This window comes from Pantoea conspicua, from assembly GCF_002095315.1.
In the GTDB taxonomy this organism is placed as follows: Bacteria; Pseudomonadota; Gammaproteobacteria; order Enterobacterales; family Enterobacteriaceae; genus Pantoea; species Pantoea conspicua.
Genome location: NZ_MLFN01000017.1, coordinates 27300 through 48789 on the forward strand (window position 1 = coordinate 27300; position 21490 = coordinate 48789).

A 21490-nucleotide genomic window follows, 5' to 3' on the forward strand; every position below is an offset into this window, starting at 1 on the left:
GAGAGTAACTATGTTTATTGTTGATTCCCATTGCCATCTTGATGGTCTGGATTATGAGAAAAACCATCGCGATCTTGATGATGTGATTGCCAAAGCCGCGGCGCGCGATGTGAAATTTATGCTGGCAATCGCCACCACGCTGCCCGGATTTCATACCCTGAAAGCGCTGGTTGGCGATCGCACCAATATTGCGCTCTCCTGCGGTGTACATCCGCTCAATCAGGAGGAGGCCTATGACGTTGATGAATTCCGCCGTCTGGCCGCCGACCCACAGGTGGTGGCGCTGGGCGAAACCGGGCTGGATTATTACTACCAGCAGGAGACCAAAGCACAACAGCAGGCTTCTTTCCGCGAGCATATCCGCACCGGCATTGCCCTGAATAAACCGATCATTGTGCATACCCGTGATGCGCGTGAAGACACGCTGGCGATACTGCGTGAGGAGCAGGTTGAACGTTGTGGCGGTGTACTGCACTGCTTCACTGAGGATCAGCCTACCGCAGCTAAACTGCTGGATATGGGATTCTATATTTCGTTCTCCGGCATCGTCACCTTCCGTAATGCGGAGCAACTGCGGGAAGCGGCGCGTTACGTTCCGCTGGATCGTATGCTGGTTGAAACCGATTCGCCTTATCTGGCGCCGGTCCCCTACCGCGGCAAAGAGAATCAGCCTGCTTATACCCGTGATGTGGCAGATTATCTGGCGGTGCTGAAAGGCGTGGATATCGACACGCTGGCAGCTACCACGACCCGTAACTTTTCTGAGCTGTTTCATATTCCGATGAGTCGGCTGGGTATCTGATTCGACTGTTTATTTCAGACTGTGTAATTAATCTGTAATCTGCGCATATGGCCTTGTTTTCGCAACAAGGCCAGCGTTTTATTGCCGATAATTCGTGCGGGTCAGTAAGATATTTCGTAATGTGCACGGCTGAGATTGCCGAAACGTGATAACCATCAAAGTAACAAACAGCGAATTATTTTACCCTTCGTAATAAATCAAAAGGCGGATACCGCCAACCGGTAAAGAATCCTCCCTCTTTACCACGCGCACTGCGCGAAACATGCACTCATACTCAGGAGCTTTACGCTATGTTCAAAAATGCTTTTGCCAACCTGCAAAAGGTCGGTAAATCGCTCATGCTACCGGTATCGGTTCTGCCGATTGCCGGGATTTTGTTAGGTGTCGGTTCGGCCAACTTCAGCTGGTTGCCTGCAGTGGTTTCGCATGTGATGGCAGAAGCGGGCGGATCGGTGTTTGCCAATATGCCGCTGATCTTCGCCATCGGCGTGGCGCTGGGCTTTACCAATAACGACGGTGTATCGGCGCTGGCAGCCGTGGTCGCTTACGGCATCATGGTGAAAACCATGGCGGTCGTGGCGCCATTGGTGTTGCATCTGCCTGCGGCAGAAATTGAGGCGAAACACCTGGCTGATACCGGGGTGCTGGGCGGCATTATCGCCGGCTCGATTGCCGCATACATGTTCAATCGTTTTTACCGCATTAAGTTGCCGGAATATCTGGCTTCTTTGCCGGTAAGCGTTTTGTGCCGATTATTTCCGGTCTGGCAGCTATCATTCTCGGCGTGCTGCTCTCCTTTATCTGGCCACCGATAGGTTCCGCGATTCAGGAATTCTCGCAGTGGGCTGCCTATCAAAACCCGGTTGTCGCCTTTGGTATTTATGGCGTAATTGAACGCGCGTTGGTGCCATTTGGTCTGCATCACATCTGGAACGTTCCTTTCCAGATGCAGATCGGTGAATACACCAATGCGGCCGGTCAGGTGTTCCACGGCGATATCCCACGTTACATGGCAGGTGACCCTACCGCAGGCAAACTCTCCGGTGGCTTCCTGTTCAAAATGTATGGTCTGCCAGCCGCAGCGATTGCTATCTGGCACTCCGCGAAGCCTGAAAACCGTGCCAAAGTGGGCGGTATCATGATCTCCGCTGCGCTGACTGCGTTCCTGACCGGTATCACCGAACCGATTGAATTTTCATTCATGTTCGTTGCGCCGATTCTGTACGTAATCCATGCGCTGCTGGCTGGTCTGGCTTTCCCAATCTGTATTCTGCTCGGAATGCGTGACGGTACCAGCTTCTCGCACGGTCTGATCGACTTTATCGTACTGAGCGGTAACAGCAGCAAAATCTGGCTGTTCCCGATTATCGGTATCATCTACGGTTTGATTTACTACACCATCTTCCGCGTGCTGATCGCTAAACTGGACCTGAAAACCCCAGGCCGTGAAGAGACCAGCACCGAGCAGTCCACGGCGACCGGCACCGAAATGGCGGGCAAACTGGTTGCAGCATTTGGTGGTAAAGAGAACATCACTAACCTTGATGCCTGTATCACCCGCTTACGTGTCAGCGTGGCTGACGTGGCGAAAGTGGACCAGACCGAACTGAAAAACCTTGGCGCGCGTGGCGTCGTGGTAGCCGGTTCAGGCGTTCAGGCGATTTTCGGTACCAAGTCCGATAACCTGAAAACCGATATGGATGATTACATCCGCAGCATGTAATGGCTGCTGAGTAACAAAAAAGCCCCGCTCAGCGGGGCTTTTTTTATGGCCAGGATTTAAAGGTAAACGCGCAGATACTCGGTCAGGCAGAGCAGCGCCATCGCCTGGCCGTAGGGCATGGAGGTCAGCGGCACGTTGCGATAATAGTCCAGCTCGCTGCCCATCGCGGTACCAAACGATACCTGCTTCAGTTCACCGTCGTCATCGATGTTGGCAATCACGCCACGCAGCGCCTTTTCCGCCATCTCCCGGTACTCCGCCGGCAGATAACGCTTGCGTACCGCTTTCAGAATGCCATAGGCAAAACCCGCGGTGGCCGAGGCTTCCGGATAGCTCTGTGGATCGTCAAGCAGGGTATGCCAGAGGCCGCTGCTGTGCTGACACGCCTGCAGGGCTTTCACCTGTGTTTCCAGCACCTGCTGCAGGAAGCGGCGGGTCGCGTGATGCTCAGGCCAGTTCATCATCTCCAGAAAATCAGGAATAACGATGGTCAGCCAGCTATTGCCGCGCGCCCAGCGCGCATTGGCAAAATTATGGCGGCCGTCAAAGTTCCAGCCGTGGAACCACAGGCCGGTTTCCCGATCCATCAGATACTGGGTATGCAGCAGGAACTGGTAACTGGCTTCCTCGACCCACTCGTCACGCTTTAGCAACTGGCCGATTTTTGCCAGCGCCATCACGCTCATCATCAGGGTGTCATCCCACAGCTGCTGGGTGTTTTCGTTGTTATAAACGATGTGTTGCAGGCCACCCTGTTCGGTGCGCGGCATTTCGTACATCACCCATTCTGCCCAGCGCTCCAGCACTGGCAGCCATGCGGCGTTGCCGGTCTCTTCGTAGCGGTAAGCCAGGGTGAGGAACGGGCAAACGGTATTCACATTTTTGGTCGGCGTTCCCTCTGCCAGCCGCTCAGCAAACCAGTTATCAATGATCGCCAGCGTCTGCTGGTCGCCGGTTTGCTGATAGTAGTGCAACATGCCATACAGGCCAATGCCGTGTGTCCATTCCCAACCCGCCCAGCCTTTGGTATCAATCACCCGGCCATCGTCGAGTCGCAGCAGAAACTCGCCGGTTTCATCGGTGATATTGACCAGATTTTGTGTCAGCTTTTGAATCAGCTGTACCAGTTCGCTGCGTGGCAGCAGATGTTCAGGTTGGCACAATAACGCGCTGTGTTTAACGGGAAATACAGTCATGGTTTATTCCTGTCACTTTAAGGTCGGGTTTATAGATGAGAGTAAAGGGCGCTGCGTGGCTAACTTTGGCGCAGCAGGCTTCATTCGGTTCAGGAAGCCAATGTTGTTGTTGCCCCACAGGTTTTCATAGGGCATACCCGCCAGCGTTTCGACAATCTGTCGTGCTTCGGGGGTGATTTTTTCCGGCACGATACGTCCCGCTTCCCGCATCTTCAGCGTCTCTTCACGCAGCACGGTGTGAGTCTGCAGATTCAGCTTGAAGCGTAGTGAAACCAGGAAGCCGCAGGTGAGTACCGCCACGGTACCCAGGCTGAGGATCACCAGAATCGTGTGGCTGACGCCCGGCAGCTGAGTTGCCTGGCCGGAAACAAAGCCCGAGAGCTGCAGCACGATGCCGACCAGCATTACCGCACCGGCCTGCGATGCCTTGCGGGTAAGGGTCATGATGCCGGCGAAAATACCTTCACGACGCTGACCGGTGATCACCTCATCAACATCAGCGATGTAGGTATAGGTGTTCCACGGCACATAGTTAATGCCGCCGCGTCCCAGACCCGCCACCGCGGAAATCAGTAACAGTAGCGCAAGGTTATCGTTCATTCCGGCATACCACAGCAGGGCATACGAGAGTGCTGCCATCCCGAACAGCACCGCCACCAGACGATAGGCGGGCGCCGGCCCCATGCGGATACAGAGCGGAATCATCCCCATTACGGCGATAAACTGTAACACCGCCATGGTGCCCATCAGGTTCGAGGCAACCTGGGCGCTCTGCATCAGGACAAACACCACATACCAGGTGAAGACGGCGTTAAAGACGTCCTGAGCGATGTATCCGCCGAGATACATGCCAAGGTGCTGGCGGAAGATGCGAATACGTAAGGTTGAGGTCAGCTCGACCTGCAGCCGCTTGAGGTTTTGCATCAGCGTCAGCTGCTGTTTCTCCTGTTCTGCACGACGTGACTCGGCAGAAAAATCATCCGGGTGCCGTTCCCAGGTAAAGAACCAGACCAGCGTCAATACCAGTGCGCAGATGATGGAAAAGACCAGACTGGCGTAGAAAAAGGAGTGCGGATTGTCTTTACCGAGCGCGCCCAGCAGGATACCGGGTAAAAACGCCGCCAGAATAGCGGAAAGCTGGGCCAGGCCGATGCGTGCGCCCGAGAAGCGGGTTTTCTGTTTGAAATCGTCGGTCATCTCAGGAACCAGCGTTTCGTAGGGCACCAGAATCATGGTGTAGATGATATCGAACAGCAGATAGGTGCCGAGATACCACCAGAAACTCATGTCGCTGATCCACATCAGGCTGTAACTGAAGACACAGGGTATGCCCAGCAGGATAAAAAAGCGGCGGCGGCCAAAGCGTTTGCCCAGCCAGGTTGAACCAAAGTTATCGGTCAGGAAGCCCATCAGCGGGCTGACGACGGCATCCAGTACGCGGGCAGCAGCAAAAATCAGGGTCGCCTCAATCGGGGTCAACCCACAAAAAGTGGTATAGAAATAGAGCAACCAGGCGGCGGTCAGCGCCGTGGTGCCCGCCCCAAGAAAATCCCCGGAACCGTAGGCCAGATAATGACCAAGACCAATCTTACGTGAGCGCATGGTGCGTGCTCCTTGATGGTGAATGTCGGTAAATCCCTCATAACGACGCCGGGCATCTCAGCCGGACTGAATAGCAAAGTAGAACTGCGACGGCGGGTTAACCTTCGTGATTTGGCAAGCGTCCGGGGTGAAGTGGCAATGATACAAAGAAAAGGGCGGCGAAAATCTAATTTATAAAACAGCGTTTCATTTTTGTGTTGTCGCGCCCATCAATATGCGTGATTCGGAGCGAGGTTGAGTTGGTGCTGAGCAGCGATGCTGTAAAGAGAGGCGAACAATGCAAGAAAAGTGGACCTGAGGTTGAAAGAAAACAAATTTCTCCCGCATACTGCTTGATTACGACTCAGGCTCAAGGAATTGCACCATGGCTGAAGAAACCATTTTTAGTAAAATTATCCGCCGCGAAATCCCCGCTGATGTGGTTTATCAGGATGAACTGGTCACCGCATTTCGCGATATCTCGCCAAAAGCGCCAACCCATATTTTGATCGTGCCGAACGTGCTGATCCCGACGGTGAATGAGGTTGAAGCGGCGCATGAACATGCGCTGGGCCGCATGTTCACTACCGCCGCGAAGATTGCCCGGCAGGAGGGCATCGACCAGGATGGCTATCGTTTGATTGTGAACTGCAACAAACATGGTGGTCAGGAGGTGTATCACATCCATATGCATCTGCTGGGCGGCGAGCCGCTTGGGCCGATGTTGTCAAACTGAACCTCTTACGGAAACGTGCTATGCGATCCTGGCTGATTGGCCTGCCGTTCCTGCTTAGCCTGGCCGGCTGCAGCAGTGATAAACCGATGATCAACACCTCGCAGTCACTGGTGATGGAGTCGTCTGTCTTATCCGCGGGCATCATTACCGATGAACCGACGCTGGATGAGCACGATGGACAGAAGCGTGCCGCCAGCGTGCTCTATAATCAACGCGAAACGCCGGTGATTGTGCACTATCGTTATTACTGGTACGACGACAAGGGGCTGGAAATCACCCCGCAGGAACCGGTACAAACCGTCAGCGTGCCGGCACAGGGCAGCATTGTCGTGATGTCGCAACTGGGTAACCTGAGCGCCAGCAAGGTTCGCCTTTATCTCTATCTTTAAGGATTGTTTACGTGATACGCAGTGTTAATCGTACTGGAGCGCTTCTGATGGCGCTCATTCTGACCGGTTGTGTGGTGAAACAGCAGCAGCCTGCACCGGTCGAACCGACGCAGCCGCCTGAACCGGTTCAGCCGGTTCCGCAACCTGAACAGGTACCGCAACCGCAGCCGATTCCTCAGCCGCCGAAGCTGAAAACCATTAACTGGGATGCCAGCGTTCAGCCATTAGTGGCGCAGATGGTCAGTGCCGCCAGCGCAGAGCCAGGCAGCGTACTGCTGGTGGACCGGATTAAAAACAGCACTAACGGCGCGCTGCAAAGCGAGAAAGCGACCGCCGCGATTCAGAATGCCCTGAACAACAATGGTAAGTTCACGCTGGTATCCACCGAACAACTGAATCAGGCCAGGCAGACGCTGGGTTTATCACCGGACGACAGCCTTAATTCGCGCAGTAAAGCGATCGGTCTGGCGCGCAACGTTAACGCTCAGTATGTGCTCTACAGCAACGCGCAGGGTGACGTGAAAGCGCCGACGCTGCAGATGCAGCTGATGCTGGTGCAGACTGGCGAGATTATCTGGTCCGGTAACGGCGTTGCTCAGAATTAATCCGGCTTTCCAGCGGATTATTCAGCAGGCCATCGGTGAGACCGCGTCAATGACCGTCACGCCGCTGGCGGGCCTGACCGGCCAGAGCCAGAAAATTGTCACGCCACGCGGGACTTTTATCGCGCGGCCCGCGCCCCATCCCGCTATTCCGTTTGTCGATCGGCAGCGTGAATTTCGTCTGTTAAGCAAACTGCAGCCGGGTGGCCTGGCGGCACGGCCGATCGCGGGCAACGCTCACGGCGTGTTGCTGGCATGGTCGGCTGGCGAACCGCTCGACAGCGCGGGGTTCAGCCAGCAACGTCCGGCGGTCGTCGCACTGCTTCGACAGTTACATCAGCAGCCGCTGACCGGCTATCGCCTGCTGTTGCGGCCGCTGCTGTGGCACTACTGGCAGGCGTGTCAGCAGCGGCATCACCGCTGGCAGCGTGCGCTGCAGAGCGTCACCCGGCAGGGCGAACCCCGACCGCTGAGGCTGGCACCGCTGCATATGGATGTCCACGCCGGCAATCTGATTCAGGATGCCCGGCAGCTGCGTTTAATCGACTGGGAATATGCGGCGGATGGCGATGTGGCACTGGAACTGGCTGCAGTGTGCGCGGCCGATCCGCAGCATCAGGCTGACTGGCTGAGAGAGTACGCTGACGCGGCACGACTGCCGTTAAGCACGCTGCAGCGACAGGTGGCACGCTGGCAGCCGTGGCTGCGGCTATTGATGGCCAGCTGGTATCAGCTGCGCGCCGAGCAAAGTGGCGATGAAACTTTGCAACAGATGGCTCGACAGAGCTGGGAACAGATTTAACTGCGTTGCGCAGCGACGCAACGCTACAGGATTCAGGTTATGACATCACATTTACCCGGCCCATTGATGCTCGACGTCGAAGGCTATGAGCTGGACGGCGAAGAACGCGAGATTTTGCAGCATCCGCTGGTTGGCGGGCTGATACTGTTTGCCCGTAATTATCACGATCCGGCGCAGCTGGCGGAGTTAGTGCGACAGATTCGCGCGGCATCGCATACCCGGCTGGTGGTGGCGGTCGATCAGGAGGGTGGACGGGTACAACGTTTCCGGGAGGGTTTCACCCAGTTGCCGGCAATGCAGTCCTTTGCTGCGCTCCATGACCAGACCACCGCAGGCGAGCTGGCGCAGCAGGCGGGATGGCAGATGGCCGCCGAGATGATCGCGATGGATATCGACATCAGTTTCGCACCAGTGCTCGACATCGGACACATCAGCGCAGCGATTGGCGACCGGGCGTTTCATGCCGATCCGGCGATTGCGCTGGCGGTCGCCCGCCGTTTTATCGCCGGCATGCACGAAGCCGGCATGAAAACCACCGGGAAACATTTCCCTGGCCACGGGGCGGTCAGCGCCGATTCACACAAAGAGACGCCACGCGATCCGCGCGATGAAGCCACGCTGCGCGAACATGATATGGCAATCTTCAGTACGCTGATCGGCGAACAGGCGCTGGACGCCATTATGCCGGCGCATGTGATCTACACTGAAATCGATCCGCTACCCGCCAGCGGTTCGCCTTACTGGCTCAAAACAGTGTTACGCCAGCAACTGGGCTTTGATGGCGTCATCTTCTCCGACGATCTGTCGATGGAAGGGGCTGCCGTGATGGGGAGCTATCCGGAGCGTGCGCAACAATCACTGACTGCCGGCTGTGACATGATTCTGGTTTGCAATCAGCGTCAGGGGGCGATCAGTGTGTTAGATAACCTGACCTTGATCGGGGCAGAGCGCGTAACGCAGTTGTATCATCGAGGCACTTTTACCCGCGACAGCCTGCAGGCAAGCCGTCGCTGGAAAAGCAATGCGCAGCAACTGAGTTCACTTCAGGAACGCTGGCTGGCTTATAAAGCGTCGCGGTAAGCAGTGACTGCCCGGCGCTATCTCTACCTTGAGGATTATCATGATCATCTATCTGCACGGTTTTGATTCCACCAGTCCGGGTAATCACGAAAAGGTGCTGCAACTGCAGTTTATCGATCCTGACGTCAGGTTGATCAGTTACAGCACCCGTCATCCCAAACATGACATGCAGTTTCTGCTGAAGGAGACCGATAAAATGCTGAGCCTGTGCGACGACGATCGCCCGCTGATTTGTGGCGTAGGGCTGGGCGGTTACTGGTCAGAGCGCATCGGGTTTTTGTGCGGCATCCGTCAGGCCATTTTTAATCCTAACCTCTATCCGTTTGAGAACATGGAAGGAAAAATTGACCGCCCGGAGGAGTATCAGGATATCGCGACCAAATGCGTCAGCGATTTTCGCGAACGCAATCGTGACCGCTGTCTGACCTTTCTTTCGCGACAGGATGAGGCGCTCGACAGCCAGCGCATCGCCGATCAACTCCATCCTTTTTATGAAATTGTCTGGGATGAGTCCGAAGGGCACAAATTCAAAAATATCTCCCCACATCTTCAGCGGATAAAAGCTTTTAAAACATTAGGTTAAACGGAATGGCACCGCGAGGTGCCTGTTTTCTCTGCGTAATTCTCTGAGTTTTATCTGTCTGCTTTGATGTATATCAATTTTCTTATGTTCTCCTGTTCACGCCATGCTATTCTGCCCTCAGATTGCGATTTTCACTTCGCCAACCCTATGTTTATTAAGGTTTAATTTAACCATTGATTAACTTTTGGTTCACAATTTGAGGGGGTCCTTGTTGACTACGTCTGTTAAGAAAATTGTTATCGTTGGAGGGGGCGCTGGCGGCCTGGAAATGGCGACGCAGCTGGGTCATAAACTCGGTCGTAAAAAGAAAGCCGAAATCATTCTGGTGGATCGTAACCACAGCCACCTGTGGAAACCGCTGCTGCATGAAGTGGCAACCGGCTCAATGGATGAAGGTATTGATGCGTTAAGCTATCTGGCGCATGCCCGCAATCACGGATTTGAATTTCAGTTTGGCTCGCTGACCGATATCGATCGCACCCGCAAAGTGATCCAGCTGGCAGAAGTACTGGATGCGAATGGTGAGGTGCTGGTGCCACAACGCGAAGTGGCTTACGACCAGCTGGTGATGGCGCTGGGCAGCACCTCCAATGATTTCGGCACGCCAGGCGTCAAAGATCACTGCATTTTCCTCGACAATCCGCATCAGGCTCGCCGTTTCCACAATGAAATGCTCAACCTGTTCCTGAAGTTCTCTGCCAGCGAAGGCAAAGTAGAGAAGGTGAATATCGCCATTGTCGGCGGCGGCGCAACCGGTGTCGAGCTGTCGGCGGAACTGCATAATGCGGTAAAACAGCTGCACAGTTATGGCTTCAAAGGGCTGGGACGTGAAGCGCTGAACGTCACGCTGGTTGAGGCGGGCGAGCGGATTCTGCCCGCGCTGCCGCCGCGCATCTCAGCGGCCGCCCATCAGGAGCTGACCAGGCTGGGCGTGCGGGTGTTGACGCAGACCATGGTCACCAGCGCTGAGCGCCACGGCCTGAATACTAAAAACGGTGAGTTTATTGAGGCTGACCTGATGGTATGGGCCGCCGGCATCAAAGCCCCTGACTTTCTGAAAGAGATTGGCGGGCTGGAGACCAACCGTATCAATCAGCTGGTGGTGAAAGAGACGCTGCAAACCACGCTGGATGATGACATCTATGCGATTGGCGATTGCGCCTCCTGTGCCTTGCCGGGTGGCGGTTTTGTGCCGCCGCGTGCACAATCGGCACACCAGATGGCATCACGCGCCATGGAAAATATTCTGCTGCAGCGCCAGGGTAAGCCCCTGAAAGCCTACGTCTATAAAGATCACGGCTCGCTGGTCTCGCTGTCACGCTTCAGTACCGTAGGGAGTCTGATGGGTAACCTGATGCGCGGATCGATGATGGTTGAAGGACGGATTGCGCGCTTTGTTTACATCTCGCTCTACCGTATGCACCAGATTGCACTGCACGGCTATTTCAAAACCGGACTGATGATGCTGGTCGGCAGTATTAATCGGGTGATCCGCCCGCGGTTGAAACTGCACTAATCTCCTGACGCCCGCGACTCAGCATACTGTCTGCTGTGTTTTATCAAGCCCCCGCATCAGGGGCTTTTTTATCTGTTGCCCGGACACCTCAGAAGCCTCACGCACGGCCAGCCTGCATCCGCAAGCATGAGGCATCGAGCTCTGCAGCAAAGCAGGGGCAGTGAGCCGGGCAAACGCGACCTCATTATTCCGATCATCCTTCGCGGCCAGACCCGGCGAAACCGCGCTGCTCTTGTTGATTCTGTGTTTCTCATCCCTCTGCATTACGCAATTTCACTGCCGTTTTTTTCGCCTCAGAACTCTCCTAAAAGCTGGCCCTGTTGCCGGAGTGACCGTTTTTCCTCCATTTATCTGATGTTGCAATTTCGGTCCATCTGTAAAACTTCATCTCAGGAAACACGGCGAGTCGCGCACGCCGGTCTGCCTCAGTTGAAGAGGATGCTTCAGCGGCAGGAATGCGCGGTAACACTTTCAGGAGGAACGTCCTGTGAATAAATCAATGTTAGCGGGTATCGGTATTGGTGTGGCAGCGGCCTTAGGTGTTGCCGCCGTGGCAGGCATGAATGTGTTTGATCGCGGTCCACAATATGCACAGGTGCTGGCTGCAACACCCATCAAAGAGAGCATCAAGCAGCCGCGTCAGGAATGTCGTAATGTGACGCTGACGCATCGTCGTGCGGTACAGGATGAAAACCGTCTGGCTGGCTCGGTATTAGGTGCAGTGGCGGGTGGAGTATTAGGTCACCAGTTCGGTGGCGGTCGCGGTAAAGATGTAGCAACCGTAGCAGGTGCAGTCGCAGGTGGTTATGCCGGTAATCAGGTCCAGGCCGGCATGCAGAACCGTGATACCTACACCACTACCGAACAGCGCTGCAAAACGGTATACGATAAACAAGAGAAAATGCTGGGATATGACGTGACCTATAAAATAGGCGACCAGCAGGGCAAAATCCGCATGGAAAACGACCCTGGCACACGTATTCCACTGGACCGCAATGGTCAGCTGATTCTTAACAGCGACCAGGCGTAATTGGGCAAAGCTTTGCCGCGTTAGCGGCCACACAGCACAGTAGTAAACAAAAAGGCGCATCTCAGGATGCGCCTTTTTGTTTTGACATTCACCTTGCCGCACGCTGCAGTGAAAGGGCACTCTAGGCCCGATTTTCAGCCAGTTGCGATACAAATCCCTGCACCCATTCCATGCGGACTTTCCTTTCCGACAGTTCACGGGTAAAGCGTAAGCGAGTCGGACCTTCCAGCTTCCACTGTTTAGGATCTTTCTGCAGCAGGCCAATCAGCCAGGCCGGATCAACACTGTTGTTGGGCGCAAAGTCGAAATAGCCACCTTTATCGCTGGCTTCAATCTTGCGTACGCCCACAGCCCGTGCTTTAAGCCGCAATATCGCCACGTCCAGCAGGTTACGCGCCGGATCGGGCAGCAGGCCAAAGCGGTCGATCATCTCGACCTTCAGCTCCTGCAGCTCATCCTCGCTCTCCGCGCTGGCGATGCGTTTGTACAGGGAGAGGCGCGTGCTGACATCCGGAATAAACGCTTCCGGCAGCAGGGCGGGCATCCGCAGCTCGACTTCTGTCTGGTTGCTGGTGAGATCTTCAAGCGATGGCTCGCGACCCTCTTTCAGTGCATCCACCGCATTTTCCAGCAGCTCCATATAGAGCGAGAAGCCCAGCGTCTCCATCTGGCCGCTCTGTTCCTCACCCAACAGCTCACCGGCACCACGAATCTCCAGATCGTGCGTCGCCAGCGCAAAACCGGCACCCAGATCTTCCAGCGACGCAATCGCTTCCAGTCGCTTCTGGGCATCGGCAGTCATCGCTTTAGGATGTGGCGTCAGCAGCCATGCGTATGCCTGATGATGGGAGCGGCCGACGCGTCCCCGTAACTGGTGCAGCTGCGCCAGACCGAAGTGATCCGCACGCTCAATGATGATGGTATTGGCGGTTGGAATATCGATGCCGGTTTCGATGATGGTGGTACACACCAGCACGTTAAACCGCTGATGGTGGAAGTCATTCATCACCCGTTCCAGATCGCGTTCACGCATCTGACCGTGACCAATAGCGACGCGCGCTTCCGGCACCAGCTCGGTTAAGCGCTGTGCCGCTTTCTCGATATTTTCGACGTCGTTGTAGAGGTAATAGACCTGACCGCCGCGTAATATCTCGCGCAGGATCGCCTCCCGAATCACCAGATTGTCGAACTCACGCACAAAGGTTTTCACCGCCAGACGGCGCGCCGGCGGGGTCGCTATGATCGAGAGATCACGCATGCCGCTCATCGCCATATTCAGGGTACGCGGAATTGGCGTAGCGGTCAGGGTCAGGATATCGACATCAGCCCGCATCGCTTTAATCCGCTCTTTGTGACGTACCCCGAAGCGGTGCTCCTCATCGACGATCAGCAGGCCGAGATCGCGCCATTTGAGATCGCTCATCAGCAGCTTATGGGTGCCGATCAGAATATCGATCTTGCCTTCGCTGGCCTGCTCCAGTACCTGGGCCTGCTCTTTGGCGGTACGGAAGCGCGACAACATTTCAATCCGCACCGGCCAGTTCGCGAAACGATCGCGGAAATTATCGTAGTGCTGCTGCGCCAGCAGGGTGGTCGGCACCAGCACCGCCACCTGCTTGTTGTTTTCCACTGCCAGAAACGCGGCGCGCATTGCCACTTCGGTTTTACCGAAGCCCACATCACCACATACCAGACGGTCCATGGCCAGCGGCTCGCACATATCACTTAACACCGCATTGATCGCCTGCGCCTGATCGGGCGTCGTCTCAAACGGGAAAGATTCGCAGAACAGCTGATACTGCTCACGATTATGTTTAAAGGCAAAACCGGTTTTGGCGGCACGCTGAGCATAGATATCCAGCAGTTCTGCCGCCACGTCACGCACTTTTTCGGCGGCTTTCTGCCGGGCGCGTGACCAGGCATCGCTGCCGAGCTTATGCAGCGGCGCATTATCGTCGGCACCGCCAGCGTAACGGCTGATCAGATGCAGCGAGGAGACCGGCACATAGAGTTTGGCGTCGTTGGCGTAAGAGAGCATCAGGTATTCCGCCTGAATGCCGCCCGCTTCCAGCGTCGTCAGGCCAATGTAGCGGCCGACGCCATGCTCAAGATGGACTACCGGCTGGCCAGGATGCAGCTCGGCCAGATTACGAATCAGAATGTCAGGATTAATCGTGCGGCGGGTATCCTGGCGGCGGCGACTGACACGCTCGCCCAGCAGGTCGCTTTCACAAATCAGCGCCCGGTTGCCCTGCGTATCGATAAAGCCGCGCTCGCTGGCACCCATCATCAGGCTGAAACGTTCTTCGCCGGTTTGATCAAAGCGTTTGACCACCTGAGGACGGAGTTTAATGCGCGCCAGCAGCTCCTGCAGGCTTTCGCGGCGACCCTCACTTTCAACCGAGAACACCACCGCGCCGCTGAAGGTTTCGATGAACTGACGCAGATGATCCAGCGGCGCTTTAGCCTGCGCCTGCACCGTCAGGTCGGGCAGGGGCTGATAACCCAGATTGGTGTTGGCAGCTTTCGCGGGCAGCTGCTCATTGGTCATCTGGATACGCGGCCAGCTTTTCAGCTCGCCCATTAATGCATCAGGCCGTAACCACAGGCTGGTGGGTTCCAGCAGCGGACGCATCGGATCAACCCGGCGGTTTTCATAGCGGGCCTCAGCATCCTGCCAGAAGCGGGTTGCGCTCCCTTCCAGATCGCCGCAGTTAACAATCAGCGTATTGTCAGGCAGATAGCTGAACAGGCTGGGCAGCGGCTGTTCAAAAACAGCGGCTGCCAGTATTCGATACCGGCGGGCAGCGTCCCTTTGCTGACCTGCTGATAGACATGCTCCGACTCGCGGCGCACATCAAAAATTTCGCGCCAGCGGCTGCGGAACAGCTCAATCGCCGCTTTGTCGCTGGGGAATTCATGCGCCGGCAGCAGATTGATTTCCGCTACCGCTTCCAGCGTACGCTGGCTGTCGACATCAAACAGGCGCAGGCTGTCGATCTCATCATCAAAAAAGTCGATGCGATAGGGCTGGTCGCTGCCCATCGGGAACAGATCCAGCAGCGCACCGCGCGTAGCGTATTCGCCGTGTTCCATCACCTGATCGACATGACGGTAGCCCGCCTGCTCGAGCTGATCGCGCAGCCGATCGCGCGACAGTTTCTGGCCCTGTTTCATCACCAGCGCATGGCCGTGCAGGAAGCTGTGCGGACAGACGCGCTGCATCAGGGTATTGACCGGCATAATCAGCATGCCGCGCTGCATCACCGGCAATCCATACAGCGTCGACAGACGGGCGGAAATAATATCCTGATGCGGTGAAAAACTGTCGTAGGGCAGCGTTTCCCAGTCGGCGAGATGCGCCACCGGCAGATCGGTAAACTGGCGGATCTCATCCAGCAGACGCAGGGCGGTTTGGGTATCGGGCGTAATCATTAACACCGGACCGGCATGTCGCTCGGTAATGCTGGCACACTCCACCGCGTGCGCAGCGCCAATAAGCTGGCCGAGCTGACGGTGATCGCCGGATTTAACGGGCAGGGTATAGCGAGTCTGTTCGGACATGGGATCTCGGGGTTGCTCCATTTTTACCAGGACGTAATCATTCCATATTACGTCATGGCGATCACCTCTGCGGCACAATTTTCCTGCGGCAGCGAGCGGAACCCGCGGTTCAGGCAGGGAGAAACGAGCGTCAGCGTTGATGGCAAACAGAGAAGAGGGGCGAGAGAAAACCACCGTCGCACGGTGGCGACGGGGTAAACAGCCGGACAGGGCTGAGGGTTATTTTATGGATTGCTGTGTGTAATACATGCGCGGGCGGTCAATGTTCGCCCAGGTTAATTCCTGCTCAGAATGATAGCTATGATTGCCATCATCCCATTTAACGTAGTAGCCGGCGGGCGCGTCTCCCTGTTCGAAGACGTTGATCACTTCGCCTCTGATCTCCCCGGATTTATGTTTTACGATGCTGCCTTTGGGAAATTTAAACATGGTCGCTACCTCTTACCGCAGTGCGATAACGTCACGCTTTATCGTCTTACTGATTGTAGTCTACCCCGATCATCGCGGGATAATCCGCCAATAACCCGCTGCTTTAGCCGCTATACTGGCGCTTTGTCGTGCAGAGTGACCTGTTCTGATACAACTTTGCCGCCGACTCAGAGGGTTAGAGGTTTCATAAAGGCAGCGGCTCCTTTATCATCCCCCTACCTATTTTCAGGCAACGGCTTACTGGATTCCATGTATCAACCTGTCGCGCTATTTATCGGTCTGCGTTACATGCGCGGACGCGCATCGGATCGCTTCGGTCGCTTTGTCTCCTGGCTTTCTACTATTGGCATTACGCTTGGCGTGCTGGCGATGGTGACGGTTCTGTCTGTCATGAACGGCTTCGAACGTGAACTTGAAGGCAACATTCTTGGGCTGATGCCTCAGGCGCTGGTGACCAGCGACAAAGGCAGTATCAACCCGCAACAACAACCGGCTTCCAGCCTGGCGTTGCAGGGCGTTAGCCGCATTGCGCCGCTGACTACCGCCAACGTGGTGTTGCAAAGCCCGCACAGCGTCTCGGTCGGCGTGATGCTCGGCATTCAGCCGGATGAAAAGGATCCGCTGACCCCTTTTCTGGTCAATACCCAACAGAGCGTGCTGCAACCCGGACAATATAATGTGATCCTCGGCGAGCAGCTGGCGTCACAACTCGGCGTGAAGCGTGGCGATCAGCTGCGTCTGATGGTGCCGTCTGTCAGCCAGTTTACCCCGATGGGGCGGGTCCCGAGTCAGCGTCTGTTTACCGTGGCGGGTACCTATGCTGCCAACAGTGAAGTCGATGGCTATCAGATTCTGGTCAATCAACAGGATGCATCACGCGTGATGCGTTACCCGGCCGGAAATGTTACCGGCTGGCGCTTGTGGCTGGATAAGCCGCTGCAGGTTGATAGCCTGAGTCAGCAGACCCTGCCGGCCGGGCTGGTATGGAAAGACTGGCGTGAGCGTAAAGGCGATCTCTTCCAGGCGGTGCGGATGGAGAAAAATATGATGGGGCTGCTGCTGAGCCTGATCATCGCCGTTGCCGCCTTTAACATCATTACCTCGCTGGGCCTGCTGATTATGGAGAAGCAGGGTGAGGTAGCGATCCTGCAAACGCAGGGGCTGACGCGCCGGCAGATAGTGGCGGTGTTTATGGTGCAGGGCGCCAGCGCCGGCATTATTGGCACCTTACTCGGTACGCTGTTGGGCGTGCTGCTGGCCAGTCAGCTGAATAATCTGATGCCGCTGATCGGCCTGTTCCTTGATGGTGCCGCGCTGCCGGTCGACATTAATCTGTGGCAAGTGGTAACCATCGCCCTGAGCGCGATGGTGGTGGCGCTGCTTTCTACGCTCTATCCTTCGTGGCGCGCTGCCGCCGTTCAACCCGCTGAGGCTTTACGTTATGAGTAACTCTCCTTTGTTGCAGTGTCGCGACCTGTGCAAACGCTATCAGGAAGGCAGCGTGCAGACCGATGTGCTGCGCAATGTGGCTTTCAGCCTGCAGCCTGGTGAACTGACGGCCATCGTCGGCAGTTCGGGATCGGGCAAAAGTACCCTGCTGCACCTGCTGGGCGGTCTGGATGCGCCGACCTCGGGCGATGTGATATTTGATGGTCAGTCACTGAACGCCATGTCCTCCTCGGCTAAAGCGGATCTGCGCAACCGCGAGCTGGGCTTCATCTATCAGTTTCATCATCTGTTGCCCGATTTTAGCGCGCTGGAGAATGTGGCGATGCCGTTGCTGATTGGCAAAGTTGCCAAAGCTGAAGCGCAGGACCGCGCCCGCGAGATGCTGGCCGCCGTCGGACTCGACCACCGCGCCGCACACCGGCCATCAGAACTGTCGGGCGGCGAACGTCAGCGCGTGGCGATTGCCCGTGCGCTGGTCAACCGTCCTCGTCTGGTGATGGCCGATGAGCCAACCGGTAACCTCGATGCGCGCAACGCCGATGCGATTTTTGCCCTGTTGGGTGAGCTCAACGTGCGTCAGGGCACCGCGTTTCTGGTGGTGACCCATGATTTGCAACTGGCGAAACGCATGTCGCGCCAGATGGAGATGCGTGACGGTCAGTTAAGCGAACAGCTGAGCATGGCAGGAGCGGTGTAATGGGATCGTCGTTATCGCTGCTGTTAGGCCTGCGCTTTAGCCGGGGCCGTCGCCGTGGCGGCATGGTATCGCTGATTTCGGTGATCTCAACCATCGGTATTGCGCTGGGCGTGGCGGTGTTAATCATCGGCCTGAGCGCGATGAACGGGTTTGAACGTGAGCTGAATAACCGCATTCTGGCGGTGGTGCCGCACGGTGAGATTGAAGCGGTGAATCAGCCATTTCAGCGCTGGCAGTCGATGATTGCACCGATTGAAAAAGTCCCCGGCATTGCGGCGGCGGCGCCTTATATCAATTTTACCGGGCTGATAGAAAGCGGTGCACGGCTGGAAGCGCTGCAGGTTAAAGGCGTCGATCCGGCGCAGGAGCCGCGTCTCAGCGCGCTGCCGCAGTTTGTCGCCAACAACGCCTGGTCCGCTTTTGCCGCCGGTAAACAGCAGATCATCCTGGGCGGTGGCATTGCAGATACGCTGAAGGTTAAACAGGGTGACTGGATTACCATCATGATCCCGAATAACGACGGGGACAATAAGCTGCTGCAGCCGAAGCGTATCCGGCTTCAGGTCAGCGGAATCCTGCAACTGAGTGGTATGCTCGATCACAGCCTGGCGCTGGTGCCGCTGGCCGATGCACAACAGTATCTGGATATGGGCAACAGCGTTACCGGCATTGCGTTAAAAATGAATGACCCGTTCCAGGCAGTGAAACTGGTGCGTGATGCCGGTGAAGCGACCCGCTCGTATGTATATATCAAAAGCTGGATTGGCACCTACGGCTACATGTATCGCGACATCCAGATGATTCGCGCCATCATGTATCTGGCGATGGTGCTGGTGATTGGCGTTGCCTGCTTTAACATCGTTTCCACGCTGGTGATGGCGGTCAAGGATAAAAGCAGTGACATTGCGGTACTGCGCACCCTTGGTGCCAAAGATCGCCTGATTCGCGCCATCTTCATCTGGTACGGTCTGCTGGCAGGCCTGCTCGGCAGCGTCAGCGGCGTGGTAGTGGGCGTGCTGGTGTCACTCAATCTGACGCATCTGGTGCACGGGCTGGAATCACTCACCGGCCATCATCTGCTGGCAGGGGATATTTACTTTATCGACTTCCTGCCGTCGGAACTGCACTGGATCGATGTGTTCTCCGTTCTGATTACCGCCATCGTGTTGAGCCTGCTAGCCAGCTGGTATCCAGCCAGACGCGCCAGCCGCATCGACCCGGCTCGGGTATTGAGCGGACAGTAACGACACGCGGCGCGAATTCACCCTTCGCGCCGCGCACATTTTCGGCCTCTGCTGCATGGCGCTGTCATGCGCAACCGTTATTATCGGGTGAGTTCAGCCCAGAATTTGTTTATAGCGGCTCGCCGAAGCCGCTGCTCCAGGAGATTTTATGCGTACACCACGTCGCCGCATACGACTTGCCCGCCTTAAAAAGACCAGGAGAAAGGTGCATCAGCGCTTTCGCCAGCGAATTTTCGAGCGTGATCGTCAGGCCGAACTGGCCGCCCATCCGCAACCCCATGTGGTGGTGCTGACCGGCGCTGGCATTTCTGCTGAGTCCGGCATCCGCACCTTCCGCGCCGCTGATGGCTTGTGGGAAGAACATCATGTCGAGGATGTTGCCACACCGGAAGGCTTCCAGCGCGATCCTGCGCTGGTGCAACGTTTCTATAATGCCCGTCGTCAGCAGCTGCAACAGGCGGAGATTCAGCCCAATGCCGCCCATCTGGCGCTGGCTGAACTGGAACAGGTGTTGGGTGATAACTTCCTGCTGGTGACGCAGAATATCGATAATCTGCATGAGCGTGCCGGCAATGCGCGGGTACTGCATATGCACGGCGAACTGCTGAAGGTACGCTGTGTCAGCAGCGGCCAGGTGATTGAGTGGACCGGTGATATCACCCCGGACGACCGCTGTACCTGCTGCCAGTTTCCGTCCGCGCTGCGCCCGCATGTGGTGTGGTTCGGTGAGATGCCGCTGGGCATGGAGCAGATCTATCAGGCGCTGGAGCAGGCCGACTACTTTATTGCTATCGGGACCTCAGGCCATGTCTATCCGGCAGCGGGTTTTGTGCATGAGGCGAAACTGCAGGGCGCGCATACCGTCGAGCTGAACCTGGAACCGAGTCAGGTTGGCAATGAGTTTGCCGAGCGTCACTACGGCCTGGCCAGCGAAGTGGTGCCGGAATTCGTGCATACGCTGCTGCGCGGTCTGTACAAATAAAACGGGCGGCAGTTGCCGCCCGCTTATCAGGCTTAACGGCCCGCTTTTAACTGCTGGAACAGCGTCTCATACTGCACGCTGGCGTCGCCGACATCATCCTGCCATTCGCCGTGCTGAATGATGTCATCGGACGGATAGAGTGACGGATCGTTCGCCACCGCCGCTGGCAGCAGTTTTCTGGCGGCCAGATTTGGCGTCGGATAGCCGATGGTCTCTGCCACTTTTGCCGCCACGTCGGGGCGCAGCAGGAAGTTGATCAACTTCAGCGCGCCCGCTTTGTTCTTCGCGTTAGCAGGAATGGCCAGGTTATCCATCCAGAAGATGCCGCCTTCTTCGGGCCAGACGATCTCCAGCGGCGTTCCCGCCTGACGGGCCACGTAGGCCGAGCCATTCCAGATCATCCCCAGATTCACCTCACCTTCCATATAAGGGTTGCCCGGATTGTCAGAGTTGAACGCCAGCACGTTTGGCATCAGCTTTTTCAGTTCCTGATAGGCCGCCTTGATCTGCGCCGGATCGCGGGTGTTACCGGAGTAACCGAGCTTACGCAGCGCCATCTGAAACACTTCCCGCGCATCGTCGGTCAGCAACAGGCTCTGCTTATATTCCGGTTTCCACAAATCGGCCCAGCGGGTCACGCTCTTAGGGTCGATCTCGTCACGGTTGACGCCAATCGCCGTTGCGCCCCAGATATAAGGAATGGAGTAATCGTTATTGGGATCGAACGGCTTGTTCAGCAGGTTCGGATCAAGATTGCTGAAGTTACTCAGCTGGCTCTTGTCGATCTTCTGCAACATGCCTTCGTTGCGCATTTTCGCCACGAAGTAGGTTGAGGGCACCACCAGATCGTAGGCGCCATCTTTCCAGGTTTTGAGCTTGGCATACATGCTCTCATTGGATTCATATGTCGAGTAGATCACCCTGATGCCGGTCTCTTTGGTAAACTGTTCCAGCAGACCCGGCGGGACATACTCGGTCCAGTTATAGAAGTAGAGCGTTTTGCCGTCGTCTGCCTGAGCAGACTGCATCCCCAGTGCCAGCGCGCCAGCCGCCAGCCAGTGAGACCATTTTTTCATTATCATTCC

Annotated in this window: 17 protein-coding genes and 2 pseudogenes; 14 read left to right on the forward strand and 5 right to left on the reverse strand. The window is 56.2% G+C overall.

From position 1 onward, the window contains the following. Positions 1 to 10: 10 nt before the first annotated feature. Positions 11 to 802 carry a metal-dependent hydrolase gene (locus tag HA41_RS08425; protein ID WP_094120396.1) on the forward strand — a complete coding sequence of 264 codons (792 nt, stop codon included), beginning with the start codon at positions 11 to 13 and terminating at the stop codon, positions 800 to 802. A gap of 290 nt (positions 803 to 1092) precedes the next feature. Continuing rightward, positions 1093 to 2525 (forward strand): annotated as a pseudogene (ptsG, locus tag HA41_RS08430) (PTS glucose transporter subunit IIBC). Positions 2526 to 2581: 56 nt separating this feature from the next. On the opposite strand, the gene bglB reads toward ptsG, so the two are convergent. Together bglB and HA41_RS08440 are read right to left on the reverse strand one after the other, a co-directional pair. After that, entirely contained in the window at positions 2582 to 3721 is a 1140-nt protein-coding gene (gene bglB / locus HA41_RS08435; RefSeq protein ID WP_094120397.1) for a beta-galactosidase BglB, read from the reverse strand. A gap of 12 nt (positions 3722 to 3733) precedes the next feature. Continuing rightward, positions 3734 to 5323, reverse strand: a complete 1590-nt coding sequence (locus HA41_RS08440) for an MFS transporter (protein WP_094120398.1) — start codon at positions 5321 to 5323, stop codon at positions 3734 to 3736. Positions 5324 to 5687: 364 nt separating this feature from the next. Between HA41_RS08440 and hinT the strand changes: the two genes are divergently transcribed. The 8 genes from hinT to HA41_RS08485 all read left to right on the forward strand — a co-directional run bounded on the left by hinT (position 5688) and on the right by HA41_RS08485 (position 12040). Continuing rightward, on the forward strand, positions 5688 to 6038 hold the full coding sequence (gene hinT / locus HA41_RS08445; RefSeq protein ID WP_094120399.1) for a purine nucleoside phosphoramidase: 351 nt from the start codon (positions 5688 to 5690) through the stop codon (positions 6036 to 6038). Between the two features lie 20 nt (positions 6039 to 6058). After that, a complete protein-coding gene (locus HA41_RS08450; RefSeq protein ID WP_094120400.1) occupies positions 6059 to 6427 on the forward strand; it encodes a YcfL family putative periplasmic lipoprotein in 369 nt (122 codons plus the stop codon). Between the two features lie 11 nt (positions 6428 to 6438). After that, positions 6439 to 7032 (forward strand): penicillin-binding protein activator LpoB, encoded by a 594-nt coding sequence (gene lpoB, locus HA41_RS08455; protein WP_094120401.1) that lies wholly within the window; start codon positions 6439 to 6441, stop codon positions 7030 to 7032. Between the two features lie 16 nt (positions 7033 to 7048). Next, positions 7049 to 7831 carry a thiamine kinase gene (thiK, locus tag HA41_RS08460; protein WP_425270644.1) on the forward strand — a complete coding sequence of 261 codons (783 nt, stop codon included), beginning with the start codon at positions 7049 to 7051 and terminating at the stop codon, positions 7829 to 7831. 39 nt (positions 7832 to 7870) lie between these two features. Next, complete coding sequence (gene nagZ / locus HA41_RS08465; RefSeq protein WP_094120402.1) at positions 7871 to 8911, forward strand: beta-N-acetylhexosaminidase; 1041 nt, start codon at positions 7871 to 7873, stop codon at positions 8909 to 8911. 40 nt (positions 8912 to 8951) lie between these two features. Then, positions 8952 to 9494, forward strand: coding sequence for an alpha/beta hydrolase YcfP (gene ycfP, locus HA41_RS08470; protein WP_094120403.1), 543 nt, complete (start codon positions 8952 to 8954; stop codon positions 9492 to 9494). A 211-nt stretch (positions 9495 to 9705) separates the two neighbouring features. After that, positions 9706 to 11010: an NAD(P)/FAD-dependent oxidoreductase gene (locus tag HA41_RS08475; protein ID WP_094120404.1), complete on the forward strand. Its 1305-nt coding sequence runs from the start codon at positions 9706 to 9708 to the stop codon at positions 11008 to 11010. 487 nt (positions 11011 to 11497) lie between these two features. Continuing rightward, positions 11498 to 12040 (forward strand): glycine zipper 2TM domain-containing protein, encoded by a 543-nt coding sequence (locus HA41_RS08485; RefSeq protein WP_094120406.1) that lies wholly within the window; start codon positions 11498 to 11500, stop codon positions 12038 to 12040. Between the two features lie 121 nt (positions 12041 to 12161). Here HA41_RS08485 and mfd read toward each other — a convergent pair. Continuing rightward, positions 12162 to 15604: pseudogene (mfd, locus tag HA41_RS08490) on the reverse strand (transcription-repair coupling factor). Positions 15605 to 15823: 219 nt separating this feature from the next. After that, a complete protein-coding gene (locus HA41_RS08495; protein ID WP_094120407.1) occupies positions 15824 to 16033 on the reverse strand; it encodes a hypothetical protein in 210 nt (69 codons plus the stop codon). Between the two features lie 249 nt (positions 16034 to 16282). On the opposite strand from HA41_RS08495, the gene lolC reads away from it, so the two are divergent. The 4 genes from lolC to cobB all read left to right on the forward strand — a co-directional run bounded on the left by lolC (position 16283) and on the right by cobB (position 20405). After that, positions 16283 to 17482: a lipoprotein-releasing ABC transporter permease subunit LolC gene (gene lolC, locus HA41_RS08500; RefSeq protein WP_094120408.1), complete on the forward strand. Its 1200-nt coding sequence runs from the start codon at positions 16283 to 16285 to the stop codon at positions 17480 to 17482. Then, the gene (lolD, locus tag HA41_RS08505) at positions 17475 to 18179 is read left to right on the forward strand and encodes a lipoprotein-releasing ABC transporter ATP-binding protein LolD (protein WP_094120409.1); all 705 of its coding nucleotides are present in this window, start codon (positions 17475 to 17477) and stop codon (positions 18177 to 18179) included. Before lolC ends, lolD begins: the two co-directional genes overlap by 8 nt. After that, positions 18179 to 19423, forward strand: a complete 1245-nt coding sequence (gene lolE / locus HA41_RS08510) for a lipoprotein-releasing ABC transporter permease subunit LolE (protein WP_094120410.1) — start codon at positions 18179 to 18181, stop codon at positions 19421 to 19423. The genes lolD and lolE overlap by 1 nt, the downstream gene beginning before the upstream one ends. Before the next feature lie 148 nt (positions 19424 to 19571). Continuing rightward, complete coding sequence (gene cobB / locus HA41_RS08515; RefSeq protein ID WP_094120411.1) at positions 19572 to 20405, forward strand: Sir2 family NAD+-dependent deacetylase; 834 nt, start codon at positions 19572 to 19574, stop codon at positions 20403 to 20405. 32 nt (positions 20406 to 20437) lie between these two features. On the opposite strand, the gene potD is transcribed toward cobB, so the two are convergent. Continuing rightward, a complete protein-coding gene (gene potD / locus HA41_RS08520) occupies positions 20438 to 21481 on the reverse strand; it encodes a spermidine/putrescine ABC transporter substrate-binding protein PotD (protein WP_094120412.1) in 1044 nt (347 codons plus the stop codon). Positions 21482 to 21490 lie beyond the last annotated feature (9 nt).

Bases quoted from the DNA above. Each gene is read 5' to 3' on its own strand.
- HA41_RS08425 (WP_094120396.1), top strand. From the start codon at position 11: ATGTTTATTGTTGATTCCCATTGCCATCTTGATGGTCTGGATTATGAG.
- bglB (WP_094120397.1), bottom strand. From the start codon at position 3,721: ATGACTGTATTTCCCGTTAAACACAGCGCGTTATTGTGCCAACCTGAA.
- HA41_RS08440 (WP_094120398.1), bottom strand. From the start codon at position 5,323: ATGCGCTCACGTAAGATTGGTCTTGGTCATTATCTGGCCTACGGTTCC.
- hinT (WP_094120399.1), top strand. From the start codon at position 5,688: ATGGCTGAAGAAACCATTTTTAGTAAAATTATCCGCCGCGAAATCCCC.
- HA41_RS08450 (WP_094120400.1), top strand. From the start codon at position 6,059: ATGCGATCCTGGCTGATTGGCCTGCCGTTCCTGCTTAGCCTGGCCGGC.
- nagZ (WP_094120402.1), top strand. From the start codon at position 7,871: ATGACATCACATTTACCCGGCCCATTGATGCTCGACGTCGAAGGCTAT.
- ycfP (WP_094120403.1), top strand. From the start codon at position 8,952: ATGATCATCTATCTGCACGGTTTTGATTCCACCAGTCCGGGTAATCAC.
- HA41_RS08495 (WP_094120407.1), bottom strand. From the start codon at position 16,033: ATGTTTAAATTTCCCAAAGGCAGCATCGTAAAACATAAATCCGGGGAG.
- lolC (WP_094120408.1), top strand. From the start codon at position 16,283: ATGTATCAACCTGTCGCGCTATTTATCGGTCTGCGTTACATGCGCGGA.
- lolD (WP_094120409.1), top strand. From the start codon at position 17,475: ATGAGTAACTCTCCTTTGTTGCAGTGTCGCGACCTGTGCAAACGCTAT.
- lolE (WP_094120410.1), top strand. From the start codon at position 18,179: ATGGGATCGTCGTTATCGCTGCTGTTAGGCCTGCGCTTTAGCCGGGGC.
- cobB (WP_094120411.1), top strand. From the start codon at position 19,572: ATGCGTACACCACGTCGCCGCATACGACTTGCCCGCCTTAAAAAGACC.
- potD (WP_094120412.1), bottom strand. From the start codon at position 21,481: ATGAAAAAATGGTCTCACTGGCTGGCGGCTGGCGCGCTGGCACTGGGG.